The following is a 14,691-nucleotide window of genomic DNA, read 5'->3' on the forward strand; positions in this document are numbered from 1 at the left end:
CATGCTTTAACTTTGAGAGTTGAAAAAAAACGGCTATTTAATCTTTTATTTTGGATATGTTTCCAACACTTTGATTTGTTCTTCGATAGCCGATTTGAATTCTGATTTTAAGTTGGATATTAATTTTGATACAGGAACCGAATCATCTATCAAAGCGGAACCCTGGCCAGCCGACCAAATGGTTTTCCATGCCTTGGCTTCGGTATCGAGCTCTTTTCCAAAATCTATTTTCACATCTTTTTTCAAATCCTCTTCGGTAAGTCCGGCTGCTTTTAGGCTTGCCCCTAAAAAATTGGCATGTACCCCAGATATGGCTGCGGTATATACTACATCGCTAGCTCCGGCATCAATGATCATTTTTTTGTATTCCTCTGGGGCTTTTGCCTCATCGGTATTGATAAATCGTGTACCCATGTAGGCCAAATCTGCACCCATTTGCATAGCAGAGGCAATGTCTCGCCCGGTACTGATACAGCCGGATAAAATAATGGTCTTATGAAAGAATTTTTTGATTTCGGCCACAAGGGTCATGGGGTTTATGGTACCTGCATGTCCGCCAGCACCGGCAGCGACAAGTATCAGGCCATCCACGCCAGCTTCCTGTGCTTTTTCTGCATGGCGTTTTTTGACAATATCGTGAAAAACCAGTCCACCATAACTATGAATGGCATCTACGACCATTGACACTGCTCCCAATGAAGTAATGATAATAGGTACTTTATGCTTTACACAAAGCTTGATGTCGGCCTCTAATCTTGGATTCGTAGGATGAACAATTAAATTTACCCCGAACGGGGCAGGTTTTTTACCAGTCTCCTTTTCAAATTCTTCGAGCTCCGACTTTATCTCGATAAGCCATTCCTCAAAACCTTCGCTTGTTCTTTGATTAAGGGCCGGGAACGTGCCTACAATACCGTTTTTACAGCATTCAACGACCAATTTTGGACCGGAAATCAAAAACATGGGTGCGGCAATGGCAGGTAAGGAAAGGTGTTGGATAAAATCGGGTCTTTGACTCATGAAATTATTTTTAAGCTTAAATTTAACGATAAATTGTTAGCCATCTCTATGTGCTTTTCCAAAACTATGGTATTTTTATGATTATTATGCACACATAACAAAATATAATGTACCTAAAGGAATTCGAAATACGATGGAGCGATGTTGACGCTAATCGGCATTTGGCCAATTCGGCCTACTTGAACTATATGAGCCATACACGTATGGCCTATTTAATGGAGCTGGGATTTGACCAAAAAACATTGGCACAGCATGAGATTGGGCCCGTGGTGTTCTATGAACATATCTACTATTTCAAAGAGGCTTTCCCCGGTAGGCCCATTAAGGTCTCAATGGAAATTATGGGTATGAGCGAGGATGCTAAATTTTTTGAGTTCCATCATAACTTCTATGATTATAAGGGAAGGCATTTGGCACATTGTGAGATGATGGGCGCTTGGATGGACCTTAAAACACGTAACCTTACCGGATTGACGAACGAGTTTTTGAAAACCTTTAGTGGGGCCGAAAAAGCGGAAGGGTTTCGAGTATTGACCAAAGAAGATACCAGAAGATTTGCCAAGACCCCTAAAGATTTGGCTTAGGTTTTCTGCTGGCTAGATAAACGCCTACCAACACTAGAATCGTGGCGACCAGTTTGACAATCGTAAGACCGTCTTTTCCAGTAACGATAGCGAACAGAATTCCAAAAATGGGCTGAACATATATAAAAGCACCAATAGTAGACGCTTTTAATTCGGTCATGGCAAAAATATTAAAGAGATACGTCATGAATGTTGTGCATAGGACAACGAACAATATTACACCGTAGGCCCACAAGGGCATTGTTACCCAATCGATTTCTAAAAATTCAGGTAGTGTCATCGGCAGATTGATGATTGCGGCAACAGTAAACAACCAGCGCATTAGTGTAAACGGATGATATTTTTCCACCAATTTTTTGGCAACTATCAAATAGCTGCCATAGGCAATTGCATTAATGATAAAAAGCGTATTCCCTAAAGGAATATTAGGGGCATCTTGTCGTATTTCCATACCAAAAAGCACTAAAGCAAGTGCGCCTACGAATCCGAATATGATACCTAGACTTTTGTTCAGGGTAATACGTTCTTTCAAGAAGAAAGCGGATAGGGCAACTACAATTATGGGGCTTATGGTAACCAAAACAGCACTGTTTATAGGTGTTGAAAGCTCAAGCCCTTTAAAAAAAGAAAGCATATTAACGACCATTCCCAACAATGCCGCAACAACCAAACGGCCCCAATCCTTTTTTTCAATCTTTTCTTTTGGACCAAGAAATGAAATCCCCCAAAATAGAATAGCTGCCCCAAAGACCCTTAAAAAGATAAAGCCGAACGGTTTTACGTAAACAGGCATAACCTCCTTGGCAATAGTATGGTTGATGCCATATATTGTTGTAGCACCAATAGCGGCCAATATGGCTAAGGTCCGCTTGCTCAAGAATGTATGGCCGCTTTGGCAGCCTGCACTACCTTTTTACTGTTTCCGATAAAGATGTGGTCGTCTAACATGATTACGGGCCTTTTCAAAAAGGTGTAGTGTTCCAAAATCAGGTTTTTATACTCGCTTTCGGAAAGCTGCTTTTCGTTCAATCCTTTTTCACGATACAATCTGGCTCGTTTGCTGAACAGGGCTTCGTAGCTTTCGGATAGTTTGTGCATTTCCTCCAGCTGGGATGCTGTAACGGCCTCGGTCTTGATGTCCTGGAGTTCAAAACCATCCAAGGGTTGTAGCTCTTTGAGGATTCTTTGGCAGGTATCGCAAGTGCTTAAGTGGTATATTTTTTTCATTGTTCCATTATATAACTATTCCTTTGCAAAGAAACTTAATTACCGCTAATTGTGCTATTTTTAAAATTGAATTAAAAAAGTAACTATTTTGAGAAACCTATTTAAAATAACTTTGCAAAATAGAAGAAATCTACATGGCATTTTGGATGACCTCTCTAGGGATAAGCTTCTAAAAATACCAGAAGGATATAGAAACAATATTTGGTGGAATATCGCTCATATAGTGGTTACACAGCAGTTATTACTCTATAAGCTAAGTGGTCTGCAGGTACGTATCCCTGATGAATTGATCAACGAATACAGGAAGGGCACGGTGCCTGATGGTACGGCCCCCGATGAGGAAATCAAAATGGTATCCGGGTATCTTGTACCTACCATTGAATGGGCGCAAGAAGATTACAATGCCGGTCTTTTTGAAAATTATAACGAATACACTACCAGTGCCAAAGTAACATTGAAAAATATTGAGGATGCCATAGCTTTTAATCTATTTCATGAAGGCCTTCATTTGGGAGCCATCGTTTCCCTAAAGAAAATATTGATGGGATAACCGATGTTTCAGAATGGTTTCAAGACTTTGGTTTTGTTTTGAGCACCAAATGTTTTTTGACCTCGTCAAAAGGTAAAACCAGTTTTATGGGTCCATCCGCATAAGAAGCAACTTCGTACTGCTCATATAGTAACTGAATGCCCTCTTGGGTATAGCCAATATTGTCCGGTAGGTAAAACTCATTGCCGTCGAACATAAATCCGGTGCTATTTATGGGTGCTTCCAAGGGAATATCTTCTTGCTTTCTAAACTTGTTTTCGGCCAGTTTTTTAAAATCCTCTAACTTGGAAAAGAGCGCATCGTTTTCTAACACCACTCCCTTATTTTTATCAAAATTCAAAAACCTGCTAGGGCTGAAACCATGTGCGCCACCGGTAAACAAATAAGCATCTAAACGTATGGTCAGGACGTTTTTGTCCTCATAAACCACTTCTCCGCTGATTTTAGCTTCCCAAAGTGTTGTTTCATCGGGGTATATTTGTTGCAGTTCTTCAAAACCCATGTTAAATGAAGCTGTGGCTTCCTGTATGGTTTTCGCATCATACCTCTCGCCAAAGGTCAACAGTGAGACAATCTCTTCGGTAATAGCCGTATTTACGACGGCATCGATCTTATTTTTCCCCAACGCTTTGGGTACCGTAATTTCGACTATTGGGCATTCGGCACACTTTTTTTCGTTAAGGATAATTGGCTTAAACGTAAGTTTTTCATCGTTTTTGCAACTGATGCATATCAAAAAGAGAAACAGATACAAGGTTCGAATTTTCATGGGGAATGTTTGATTTTGTACAAAAGTAAAGCTTCATTGTATTCTCCAAAAGATAACGATACATTTGTAGGATTAATTATTTGACATGACAAAGAAATCATTAAAATTCAATAGTAAAACAATACACGGCGGGCAGGCCCCGGATAAAGCATACGGTGCCGTAATGCCCCCAATCTACCAAACCTCAACCTATGCGCAGTCAACGCCTGGCGGGCATATGGGGTTTGAATATTCCCGAAGTGCCAACCCTACGCGTACTGCATTGGAAAATGCTTTGGCCAGTATTGAAAATGGAAATTACGGCCTTGCATTCGGGAGTGGGCTCGCAGCGATTGATGCGGTAATAAAATTATTGAACCCGGGAGATGAAGTAGTTTCCACAAACGATTTATACGGTGGTAGCTACCGTTTGTTCAAACAGGTATTTGAAAAATACGGTATCGTTTTTCATTTTATTGGTATGGAAAGTGTAGATAAAATAGAAGCGCATATCAATGAAAACACCAAGCTCATTTGGGTAGAAACGCCAACCAATCCCATGATGAATGTCATAGATATCAAAGCAGTTTCCCAATTGGCAAAAAAGAAGAATATTCTATTGGCCGTGGATAATACTTTTGCTACACCTTATTTACAAACACCTTTAGATTTGGGGGCCGATATCGTAATGCATTCTGCCACAAAGTATTTGGGAGGCCATAGCGATGTCGTTGTAGGTGCTTTGGTCGTGAAGGACAAAGAACTGGCCGATAGACTTTATTTTATTCAAAATGCCAGTGGTGCCGTATGTGGCCCAATGGATAGTTTCCTGACCCTTAGGGGCATAAAGACCCTACATGTTCGTATGCAGCGCCATTGCGAAAACGGTAAGGCCATAGCGCGATATTTGGCAAAGCATCCAAAAATCGAGAAAGTGTATTGGCCGGGCTTTGAAAATCATCCCAATCATGAAATCGCCAAAAACCAAATGAATGATTTTGGTGGCATGATATCTTTTGTGACAATGGGGAGTAGTTATGAAGATGCGATTAAAATCGTGGAAAAACTCGAAGTATTTACATTGGCGGAATCTTTAGGAGGGGTAGAAAGTTTGGCAGGGCACCCCGCAAGTATGACCCATGCCAGCATCCCTAAAGAAGAGCGGGAAAAAAGCGGTGTGGTCGATGCTTTGATACGTTTAAGCGTAGGTATTGAGGATAAGGATGACCTAATTGCCGATTTGGAACAGGCCATAGGATAATTTTTTATCGAATTTTTAAAAAAATAGGGCCTTAAATATAATAATAGCATAATTTTGCCAATATATTTTGAATTCAATAACCTAGCCCTTGGCATAGCCGATGGGTATTAATTTATCTCCTTATCATTTATGGAAGCAAAAATCAAAGCATTTATGGATGAGGTAAAGGCTAGAAATGGTCATGAGCCCGAGTTCATTCAAGCGGTACAGGAAGTTGCGGAAACGGTCATACCCTATATCGCCAAACACAAAATTTATAATGGCAAGAATATCTTGTTGCGAATGGTCGAACCGGAGCGACTCCTGTCTTTTCGCGTAGCATGGGTAGACGATGACGGAGAGATTCACGTAAACCGGGGCTATCGTATTCAGATGAATTCCGCCATAGGCCCTTATAAAGGGGGGTTGCGCTTTCACCCAACGGTAAATGCCAGTATTCTCAAGTTCTTGGCCTTTGAGCAGGTGTTCAAGAACAGTCTTACCACACTCCCTATGGGTGGTGGCAAAGGAGGTTCTGATTTTGACCCAAAAGGCAAGTCTGACGATGAGGTCATGCGCTTTTGCCACGCCTTTATGTTAGAGTTGAATAGGCATATTGGCCCAAATACCGATGTCCCCGCCGGGGATATAGGTGTAGGGGCACGAGAAATAGGGTTTCTTTTTGGGATGTATAAAAAGATTAGAAATGAATTTACCGGAGTGCTTACAGGAAAAGGTCGTTCCTGGGGCGGCTCCCTAATCCGCCCCGAGGCTACAGGATATGGTACTGTTTATTTTGCCGAAAGTATGATGAAGACCCGTGATATGGATTTTAAAGGGAAGGACGTTGTGATATCCGGCTCGGGAAATGTTGCTCAATTTGCTGCCGAAAAAGCATTGCATCTAGGTGCTAGAGTACTTACGTTATCGGATTCTCAGGGATACATTCATGATGCCGATGGTATTGATGAGGAGAAATTGGCCTATGTGATGGATTTAAAAAATAATAAAAGAGGGCGTATTTCGGAATATGCGGACAAATACACTTCTGCAACTTTTCACAAAGGGGAAACACCTTGGACGGTAAAATGCGACATTGCCTTGCCATGTGCCACCCAGAACGAATTGGATGGAGATGATGCCAAGGCCTTGGTCAAAAATGGATGCATTTGTGTGGCAGAAGGTGCCAATATGCCTTCTACTCCCGAAGCAATTCACGAGTTTGAAAAGGCAAAAATATTATTTGCGCCGGGCAAGGCTTCCAATGCCGGTGGTGTTGCCACTTCAGGGTTGGAAATGTCCCAAAACTCATTACGTATAAGTTGGACTCGCGAAGAGGTAGACGAACGTCTCAAAAACATAATGGAGGACATTCATGATTCCTGTATAGAATATGGCAAGGAAGAAGACGGCTATTGTAATTATGTAAAAGGAGCAAATATTGCAGGCTTTGTAAAAGTGGCCGATGCTATGTTGGCCCAGGGAGTAATTTAAATACGAAGCACAAATTTTAAATAGTATCACCCATAAGGTTTTTTATAACCTTATGGGTTTTTTGTTTTTATGCTGTTCCCATTTTGAATTGGTATGATAGCACATCAAAATTGTATTTCGCTTTTCGTACTTTTTCAACCTATCTTTACCTAAAACCCTTATAAATAGATGCAGGTAACCACCAAAGCAATAGTATTGACTTCCTTAAAATATGGGGATACAAGCTTGATCGTGAAGGTATTTACCGTATCGGACGGGTTAAAGAGTTACTTGCTCAAAGGCGTTTTGGCTTCAAAAAAGGGAAAGCTCAAAACAGCACTTTTTCAACCTTTGACACAGTTAGAGTTGGTGGCCAACCACAAGAACAAAGGTACTTTGGAAAGCATACGCGAGGCCAAGGTCAATTACCATTATCAATCCCTACATACCGATATTACAAAAAACGCAATGACAATGTTCCTGGCAGAAATGTTGGCGAACAGCATACACGAGGAAGAGGAAAATAAAGAGCTTTTTATTTTTTTGGAAGCTTCCCTACAATGGCTGGATGTGCACGATGAAGTCGCTAATTTTCACATCTATTTTTTATTGTCACTGACCAAATATTTGGGGTTTTATCCGGACACATATAATTCCAATGCGCCATATTTTGATTTGTTGGAAGGCGAGTTTGCCATCGCCCCATCACTTAACCCCATGATTACAGGGGAAAATTTAAATTACTTCAAAGCATTCTTAGGCATAAGTTTTGATGCCATACAAACCATAAAGATGCATAAAACCCATAGACAAGAACTTTTGAAATCCCTTGTTCTGTATTTTGAATTACATTTGCACGGATTTAGAAAACCCAAATCGCTTACCATTTTAAATGAAGTTTTCAGCTAGTATGCGCCACTTAATAGTGCTTCTCTTTTTTGTATGCTTCCAAGAAATTTCTGCACAGGAAATTGTGGTTTTGGACAGGGACACTAATGAGCCCATACCCAACGTGGCTGTTTACAATACAGACAAATCAAAAACGGCCCTGACCGACTTTAACGGCAAATGCAGCCTTTTGGCCTTTGATTATAATGAACGCATCACTTTTAAACATTTGAGCTATGACGTTCGGAAATCGACCAAGAATCTCATAAGAAAAAAAGGAAACAGAATTTTTTTGACCATAAAGCCACAAGAATTGAATGAAGTGGTCATGTCCATTTCAAAATGGGAACAGCAAAAAAAAGATATCCCTCAAAAATTAGCTTCTATTGATGCAAGAACAATAGCCTTTTACAATCCGCAAACGGCAGCCGACGCATTGGCACAGAGCGGAAAGGTTTTTGTCCAAAAAAGTCAGTTGGGGGGTGGTAGTCCCATGATTAGGGGTTTTGCCACAAACAGACTATTGCTTTCAGTAGACGGGGTGCGCATGAACAATGCCATATTCAGGGGAGGCAACGTACAAAATGTAATTTCAATAGACCCGTATACCATAAAAAATACCGAAATTATCTTTGGCCCCGGTTCGGTTATTTATGGGAGCGATGCCATTGGGGGCGTAATGAATTTTTATACCAAAAAGCCAACGTATGCCACGACCGAAGAACTCGATTTTTCAGGCAGTACGGCATATCGCTTCGCTTCGGCGAACAATGAAAATACATTTCATGTAGATTTTAATTTGGGGAAAAAGAAGTGGGCGTTCTTGACCAGTGCCACATACAATAGTTTTGGTGATTTAACCATGGGCGAACATGGTCCCAATTCTTATTTAAGGACAAATTTTGTAGAGAGAAGAAACGGGCAAGACGTTTTGGTTTTCAATGAAAACCCCCAAAAACAGACTCCTACAGGGTATGATCAAATCAATTTACTTCAAAAAATTGCCTATAAGCCCAATAATACGTGGGATTATAGTTTGGGGGCTTACTATTCCACAACATCGGATTATTCCAGATATGATAGATTGATACGGCCCAACAGTTCAAATGACGGTTTGCGTTCCGCAGAATGGTTCTATGGCCCACAAAAATGGTTCATGGGTAATTTACAGATCAATAAAAAAGGAAAAGGAAAGTTTTATGATGGAGTGAGATTGACCACGGCATACCAACATTTTCAAGAAAGTAGAAATAGTAGGGGCTTTGGTAGTTTGGATAGATTTACGACTCGGGAAAAAGTAGATGCCTTTTCGGCAAACATTGATTTTGAAAATAAAAAAATAGGAGATTTAAGACTGTATTACGGGGCAGAGTATATTTATAACAAAGTATACTCAGAAGGCCGTCAAAAAAATATCGAGACCAATGTAACATCAAATGCGGCATCTAGATACCCCAATGGTTCTACTTGGGAAACGCTGGCCGGTTATTTGAATACGGAGTATAAGGCCAAGCCTAATTTTACCTTACTGTCCGGCATACGCTATAGTCATGTGTGGGTAAATGCAGTCTTTGACAGGACTTTTTTTCCGTTTCCTTTTGACAATGCCAATTTAAACAATGATGCGGTAACGGGGAGTTTAGGTTTTAGCTGGTTTCCAAAAGAAAATTTACAGATTACCTTTAACGGATCCACGGGCTTTAGGTCCCCCAATATAGATGATATAGGTAAGGTGTTTGATTCGGAACCGGGTTCCGTTGTGGTTCCCAATCCCGATTTGGTTCCCGAGTACGCCTATAATACCGAGCTAGGCATACAAAAAAATTTTAAGGATAAAGTGGTATTGAAAGGTGCCGCTTTTTACACCTATTTGGTCGATGCCTTGGTACGAAGGGATTTTGAGTTCAACGAACAGTCCGAAATAGATTATAACGGAGAATTAAGTAATGTACAAGCCATTCAAAATGCCGCAAAAGCTTACGTATACGGTTTTGAATTCGGTTTGGAGGCCTTTCTCTCGGATCAACTTTCATTACTGTCAAACCTTACCTTTACCCAGGGAATAGAGGAGGAAGATGATGGAACGGATTCTCCTGGGAGACATGTTGCCCCAACTTTTGGCGATTTTCACATAATATGGAAAAACCAAAGACTAAAAGCCGATGTATTCTTGAACTACAACGGGGAGGTCTCTTTTGATGACCTTGCCTTTTCGGAACGGGCCAAGGATTTTATTTATGCCAGTGACCTCAATGGAAACCCGTTCAGCCCTTCGTGGTATACGCTCAACTTTCGCTCCCAATATGAAATGGGAAATGGTCTAAAGGCTTCGCTTAACGTAGAGAATATTACCGATCAACGCTATCGTACCTATTCATCGGGGATAGTTGCACCAGGCTTAAATTTAATTTTGGGATTGGGCTATTCCTTTTGATATCATCGTTCATTTTTTACGAAACCCGTAGCCATAAAAAAGCCCCGATGAATTTCATCGGGGCTTTTTTAAAATGTCTTTGGCTTACTTTGTACCGTCTTTCACTTCTTTTTCTACCTCTTTTGCGGTTTCTTTTGCTTTGTCCATAGCATCGGAACCGGCTTTCTTCATATCCTCGCCAACTTCTTTCGCTTTGTCCATGGCATCCTCGCCAGCTTCTTTCATATCCTCACCTACTTCTTTTGCCTCGTCCATTGCGTTTTCACCGGCCTCTTTCATGTCCTCACCAACTTCTTTCGCTTTATCCATGGCATCTTCGCCAGCTTCCTTAAGGTCTTCTCCGGCTTCATCCATTGCTTCGCTGGTTTCTTCAGCAGCTTCTTTGGCCTTGTCCGCAGCTTCTCTACAAGAAACAAAAGACACACTCAATACAAGCATCAATACGGAACCTAAAATTACTTTTTTCATCTTTTTATATTTTTTAATGTTAAAGGTTAATTGCACATAGATACGTATTAAAATCATATTTAGATGCTATTTTTAATTTGGCAATCCGGAAAGCTACATCAGGATTGCATATTCATTTGCGATTAACGCTCCTAAATTCAATCAAAATTTATAATTTTGCAGCCTTAATTTGTAGTACCTGAACCCGTTATATGAAGTTTGCAGAATACAAAGGATTAAACCTGCCCAGGGTCGCTGAAGAAATTCTTGCGTATTGGAAGGAAAACCGGATTTTTGAGAAAAGTGTATCTACACGTGAAGGTAAACCAAGCTATGTGTTTTATGAAGGTCCGCCTTCAGCGAATGGTATGCCGGGAATTCATCATGTTATGGCACGTACCATAAAGGATATTTTTCCTAGATACAAGACCATGAAGGGATACCAGGTAAAACGTAAAGCAGGCTGGGACACGCACGGCCTGCCTATTGAACTGGGCGTAGAAAAAGAACTGGGAATCACCAAAGAGGATATCGGCAAAAAAATATCGGTAGAGGAATACAATGCAGCCTGTAAAAAAGCGGTCATGCGTTATACCGATGTTTGGAACGCTATGACCAAGCAAGTTGGGTATTGGGTAGATATGGATGATCCCTATATCACCTACAAGCCCAAGTATATGGAAACGGTCTGGTGGCTGCTAAAACAAATTTACGACAAGGGGCTTATTTATAAAGGGTACACCATTCAGCCTTATTCGCCCAAAGCGGGTACGGGATTAAGTTCCCATGAGTTGAACCAACCGGGAACCTACCAAGATGTGACCGATACTACGGTAACCGCTCAGTTCAAAGTCAAAAAAGAAACCCTGCCAGAGTTTTTAAAAGGTATTGAGGGAGAGATTTATTTTTTAGCTTGGACGACCACACCGTGGACATTGCCTTCAAATACAGCACTGACCGTTGGCCCTAAGATTGATTATGTTTTAGTGAAAACCTTTAATCAATATACTTTTGAACCTGTATTCGTGATAGTGGCAAAAAATTTGGTAGCGAAACAGTTTAACGGAAAATTTTTTGAAGCTGATAGTGACGAAGATTTTGTCGGATATAGTTCTTCTGACAAAAAGATACCTTACAAAACCATAGCCGAAGCAAAAGGTTCTGATTTGGTAGGGATTAAATATGAACAACTCATTGATTATGCCAAGCCTTATCAAAATGCTGAAAATGCCTTTCGTGTCATCGCCGGTGACTTTGTAACTACCGAGGACGGTACGGGAATCGTGCACACCGCACCCACTTTTGGTGCGGACGATGCCTTGGTGGCCAAACAAGCCGTTCCCGAGATACCACCCCTGTTGGTTTTGGATGAAAATGATAATCCCGTCCCATTGGTAGATTTACAGGGAAGGTTCAGACCAGAATTGAAAGAGTTTGGGGGCAAGTACGTAAAAAACGAATATTATGAGGATGGTGAAGCACCCGAACGCTCTATCGATGTTGAAATTGCCATAAAATTAAAGGGAGAGAACAAGGCTTTCAAAGTAGAAAAATATGTGCACAGTTATCCAAATTGTTGGCGTACCGATAAGCCTATTCTTTATTATCCGTTGGATTCTTGGTTCATAAAAGTAACTAGCATTAAGGACAAGATGTTTGCATTGAACCAAACTATCAACTGGAAGCCCAAAGCAACGGGAGAAGGGCGTTTTGGCAACTGGTTGGCCAATGCCAACGATTGGAACCTGTCCCGATCAAGATACTGGGGCGTTCCTTTGCCTATTTGGCGTACCGAAGATGGTACCGAACAAATGATAATAGGTTCTGTAGCGGAGCTCAAATCCGAAATGAAAAAAGCCGTTTCGGCCGGGATTTTGGAAAAAGATATTTTTGATGATTTTGTCGTTGGAGACATGTCCGATGAGAATTATGAAAAAATAGATTTACATAAAAATATTGTTGATCAGATTACGTTGGTCTCGGCATTGGGAAAACCCATGAAACGTGAAAGCGATTTGATCGATGTTTGGTTCGATAGCGGTTCAATGCCCTATGCACAGTGGCACTACCCGTTTGAGAATAAAAACTTGGTCGACGAGGGAGAAACCTTTCCTGCCGATTTTATCGCCGAAGGCGTTGACCAAACCCGAGGGTGGTTTTATACACTTCATGCCATAGCAACAATGGTTTTTGATTCGGTAGCCTATAAAAATGTGGTATCTAACGGATTGGTGCTCGACAAGGAAGGTAAAAAAATGTCCAAACGTTTGGGCAATGCCGTAGATCCTTTTGAGACGATGAACGAACATGGTGCGGATGCCACACGTTGGTACATGATAAGCAACGCTAACCCATGGGACAATCTTAAATTTGATACGGAAGGTATAATCGAGGTCAAGCGCAAATTTTTTGGAACGCTGTACAACACGTATTCGTTTTTTGCCCTATATACCAATATTGATGGGTTTGATTACTCGGAAACGGATATTCCGATAAATGAAAGGCCTGAAATTGACCAATGGGTCCTTTCGGAGTTGCATACGCTTATAAAGGAGGTAGATGAAGCCTATGCCGACTATGAACCAACGCGTGCCACGCGTGCCATATCCAACTATGTACAGGAAAACTTGAGCAACTGGTATGTGCGCCTGTGCAGGAGACGCTTTTGGAAAGGGGATTACCAACAAGACAAAATATCGGCATATCAAACGTTGTACACCTGCTTGGTCACTGTTGCCAAACTATCAGCTCCGGTAGCACCGTTTTTTATGGACAGGCTTTACAAAGATTTAACAAATACGACTAAAAACGAAACGTTTGAAAGTGTACATTTGGCTGATTTTCCAAAGTATGATACGACTCTAGTCAATACCGCCTTAGAAAGCAAGATGGCAAAAGCGCAGACGATTTCATCACTGGTATTGTCCATCCGTCAAAAAGAAAAGATAAAAGTGCGTCAACCGCTACAAAAAATAATGATTCCTATTTTGGACGATGCCCAAAAAAATGAAATTGAAGCGGTGGCCGATTTGATAAAGTCCGAGGTAAATGTGAAGGAGATAGAGTTATTGGACGATGCCTCGGGAATACTGGTGAAAAAAATTAAACCAAACTTTAAGACTTTAGGCCCAAAATTTGGAAAAGATATGAAGCTCATTGCCAATGCGGTAGCAAAATTGGAGCAGGAAGACATCCAAAAAATCGAACAACAGGGCGAAATATCGTTGAATCTGGAAAATAAAAGTATTAAATTACAGTTACAGGATGTAGAGATAACCTCCCAGGATATTGAAGGATGGTTGGTAGCCAGTTCGGGTGCGATAACGGTAGCACTCGATATCAGCATCAATGAAAACCTTAAAAGAGAGGGTATCGCTAGGGAATTGGTCAACCGTATTCAAAACATTAGAAAAGAATCCGGGTTTGAAGTGACCGATAAAATTGATATTCAAATACTAAAGGACGGCTTAATAGAAGATGCCGTAGAAAGTAATATGGAATATATTAAAACGGAGACCTTGACGGCCGATTTGAATTTTGCCGAAAAATTGGAAAAAGGTACATTGATCTCCTTTGATGAAGTAAACACAAAATTGTTTATCCAAAAGCACTAGAAATTATGGCACAGGATTTAAAAGTTAGATATTCCGACGCGGATTTGGCGGAATTCAAGACATTGATAGAAGAAAAAATAGAAAAGGCCAAAAGCCATTTAGAACTTTTAAAAAGTTCCTACATGAACGATGGCAATAACGGTACTGATGATACCTCACCAACGTTTAAGGCATTCGAGGAAGGTTCGGAGACCATGAGCAAAGAGGCGAACACACAATTGGCCATCCGTCAGGAAAAATTTATCAGGGATTTGAAGAACGCTATTCTACGTATTGAAAACAAAACGTACGGAATATGCCGTGTTACGGGTAAATTGATCAATAAAGAACGATTAAAGCTCGTGCCACATGCCACCTTGAGTATCGAGGCAAAAAACATGCAGAAGTAATACGCGTGATGCAAAATAACTTGGATAGGCCTGTGTGGTTTGTATTACCACACAGGCCTATACGTTTATATGTTACT

The 14,691-nt window shown here is 40.8% G+C and carries 13 protein-coding genes; 8 read left to right on the forward strand and 5 right to left on the reverse strand.

All coding sequences use genetic code 11. From position 1 onward, the window contains the following. Positions 1 to 45 precede the first annotated feature (45 nt). Positions 46 to 1,020 carry an NAD(P)H-dependent flavin oxidoreductase gene (locus tag HYG79_RS09350; protein WP_179241830.1) on the reverse strand — a complete coding sequence of 325 codons (975 nt, stop codon included), beginning with the start codon at positions 1,018 to 1,020 and terminating at the stop codon, positions 46 to 48. A gap of 107 nt (positions 1,021 to 1,127) precedes the next feature. Between HYG79_RS09350 and HYG79_RS09355 the strand changes: the two genes are divergently transcribed. Continuing rightward, complete coding sequence (locus HYG79_RS09355) at positions 1,128 to 1,604, forward strand: acyl-CoA thioesterase (RefSeq protein ID WP_179241831.1); 477 nt, start codon at positions 1,128 to 1,130, stop codon at positions 1,602 to 1,604. On the opposite strand, the gene HYG79_RS09360 is transcribed toward HYG79_RS09355, so the two are convergent. Continuing rightward, entirely contained in the window at positions 1,588 to 2,481 is an 894-nt protein-coding gene (locus HYG79_RS09360) for a DMT family transporter (RefSeq protein ID WP_179241832.1), read from the reverse strand. The genes HYG79_RS09355 and HYG79_RS09360 overlap by 17 nt on opposite strands. Next, on the reverse strand, positions 2,478 to 2,831 hold the full coding sequence (locus HYG79_RS09365) for an arsenate reductase family protein (protein WP_179241833.1): 354 nt from the start codon (positions 2,829 to 2,831) through the stop codon (positions 2,478 to 2,480). The genes HYG79_RS09360 and HYG79_RS09365 overlap by 4 nt, the downstream gene beginning before the upstream one ends. 88 nt (positions 2,832 to 2,919) lie before the next feature. Here HYG79_RS09365 and HYG79_RS09370 point away from each other — a divergent pair, with 88 nt between their 5' ends. Further along, entirely contained in the window at positions 2,920 to 3,381 is a 462-nt protein-coding gene (locus HYG79_RS09370) for a DinB family protein (RefSeq protein ID WP_179241834.1), read from the forward strand. Between the two features lie 19 nt (positions 3,382 to 3,400). Here HYG79_RS09370 and HYG79_RS09375 read toward each other — a convergent pair whose 3' ends face one another. After that, positions 3,401 to 4,150, reverse strand: coding sequence for a DUF3298 and DUF4163 domain-containing protein (locus HYG79_RS09375; RefSeq protein ID WP_179241835.1), 750 nt, complete (start codon positions 4,148 to 4,150; stop codon positions 3,401 to 3,403). An 85-nt stretch (positions 4,151 to 4,235) separates the two neighbouring features. Here HYG79_RS09375 and HYG79_RS09380 point away from each other — a divergent pair, with 85 nt between their 5' ends. From HYG79_RS09380 to HYG79_RS09395, 4 genes are all read left to right on the forward strand, one after another. Continuing rightward, positions 4,236 to 5,390 (forward strand): cystathionine gamma-synthase, encoded by a 1,155-nt coding sequence (locus HYG79_RS09380; protein ID WP_179241836.1) that lies wholly within the window; start codon positions 4,236 to 4,238, stop codon positions 5,388 to 5,390. Between the two features lie 129 nt (positions 5,391 to 5,519). Next, positions 5,520 to 6,863 (forward strand): NADP-specific glutamate dehydrogenase, encoded by a 1,344-nt coding sequence (gene gdhA, locus HYG79_RS09385; protein WP_179241837.1) that lies wholly within the window; start codon positions 5,520 to 5,522, stop codon positions 6,861 to 6,863. Positions 6,864 to 7,031: 168 nt separating this feature from the next. Next, positions 7,032 to 7,751 carry a DNA repair protein RecO gene (gene recO, locus HYG79_RS09390; protein WP_179241838.1) on the forward strand — a complete coding sequence of 240 codons (720 nt, stop codon included), beginning with the start codon at positions 7,032 to 7,034 and terminating at the stop codon, positions 7,749 to 7,751. Then, a complete protein-coding gene (locus HYG79_RS09395; protein ID WP_228027850.1) occupies positions 7,735 to 10,164 on the forward strand; it encodes a TonB-dependent receptor in 2,430 nt (809 codons plus the stop codon). Before recO ends, HYG79_RS09395 begins: the two co-directional genes overlap by 17 nt. Positions 10,165 to 10,248: 84 nt before the next feature. Here the strand turns inward: HYG79_RS09395 and HYG79_RS09400 are convergent, their stop codons facing one another. Further along, positions 10,249 to 10,632 (reverse strand): YtxH domain-containing protein, encoded by a 384-nt coding sequence (locus HYG79_RS09400; protein ID WP_179241839.1) that lies wholly within the window; start codon positions 10,630 to 10,632, stop codon positions 10,249 to 10,251. Positions 10,633 to 10,823: 191 nt separating this feature from the next. On the opposite strand from HYG79_RS09400, the gene ileS reads away from it, so the two are divergent. Together ileS and HYG79_RS09410 are read left to right on the forward strand one after the other, a co-directional pair. Continuing rightward, on the forward strand, positions 10,824 to 14,225 hold the full coding sequence (gene ileS / locus HYG79_RS09405) for an isoleucine--tRNA ligase (RefSeq protein WP_179241840.1): 3,402 nt from the start codon (positions 10,824 to 10,826) through the stop codon (positions 14,223 to 14,225). Between the two features lie 5 nt (positions 14,226 to 14,230). Next, entirely contained in the window at positions 14,231 to 14,614 is a 384-nt protein-coding gene (locus HYG79_RS09410; RefSeq protein WP_179241841.1) for a TraR/DksA family transcriptional regulator, read from the forward strand. Positions 14,615 to 14,691 lie beyond the last annotated feature (77 nt).

It is taken from the genome of Costertonia aggregata (assembly GCF_013402795.1).
Classification (GTDB): Bacteria; Bacteroidota; Bacteroidia; order Flavobacteriales; family Flavobacteriaceae; genus Costertonia; species Costertonia aggregata.

Excerpts from the sequence above, each read along its gene's own strand:
- HYG79_RS09350 (WP_179241830.1), bottom strand. The coding sequence starts at position 1,020 with ATGAGTCAAAGACCCGATTTTATCCAACACCTTTCCTTACCTGCCATT.
- HYG79_RS09355 (WP_179241831.1), top strand. The coding sequence starts at position 1,128 with ATGTACCTAAAGGAATTCGAAATACGATGGAGCGATGTTGACGCTAAT.
- HYG79_RS09365 (WP_179241833.1), bottom strand. The coding sequence starts at position 2,831 with ATGAAAAAAATATACCACTTAAGCACTTGCGATACCTGCCAAAGAATC.
- HYG79_RS09375 (WP_179241835.1), bottom strand. The coding sequence starts at position 4,150 with ATGAAAATTCGAACCTTGTATCTGTTTCTCTTTTTGATATGCATCAGT.
- HYG79_RS09380 (WP_179241836.1), top strand. The coding sequence starts at position 4,236 with ATGACAAAGAAATCATTAAAATTCAATAGTAAAACAATACACGGCGGG.
- gdhA (WP_179241837.1), top strand. The coding sequence starts at position 5,520 with ATGGAAGCAAAAATCAAAGCATTTATGGATGAGGTAAAGGCTAGAAAT.
- recO (WP_179241838.1), top strand. The coding sequence starts at position 7,032 with ATGCAGGTAACCACCAAAGCAATAGTATTGACTTCCTTAAAATATGGG.
- HYG79_RS09395 (WP_228027850.1), top strand. The coding sequence starts at position 7,735 with ATGAAGTTTTCAGCTAGTATGCGCCACTTAATAGTGCTTCTCTTTTTT.
- HYG79_RS09400 (WP_179241839.1), bottom strand. The coding sequence starts at position 10,632 with ATGAAAAAAGTAATTTTAGGTTCCGTATTGATGCTTGTATTGAGTGTG.
- ileS (WP_179241840.1), top strand. The coding sequence starts at position 10,824 with ATGAAGTTTGCAGAATACAAAGGATTAAACCTGCCCAGGGTCGCTGAA.
- HYG79_RS09410 (WP_179241841.1), top strand. The coding sequence starts at position 14,231 with ATGGCACAGGATTTAAAAGTTAGATATTCCGACGCGGATTTGGCGGAA.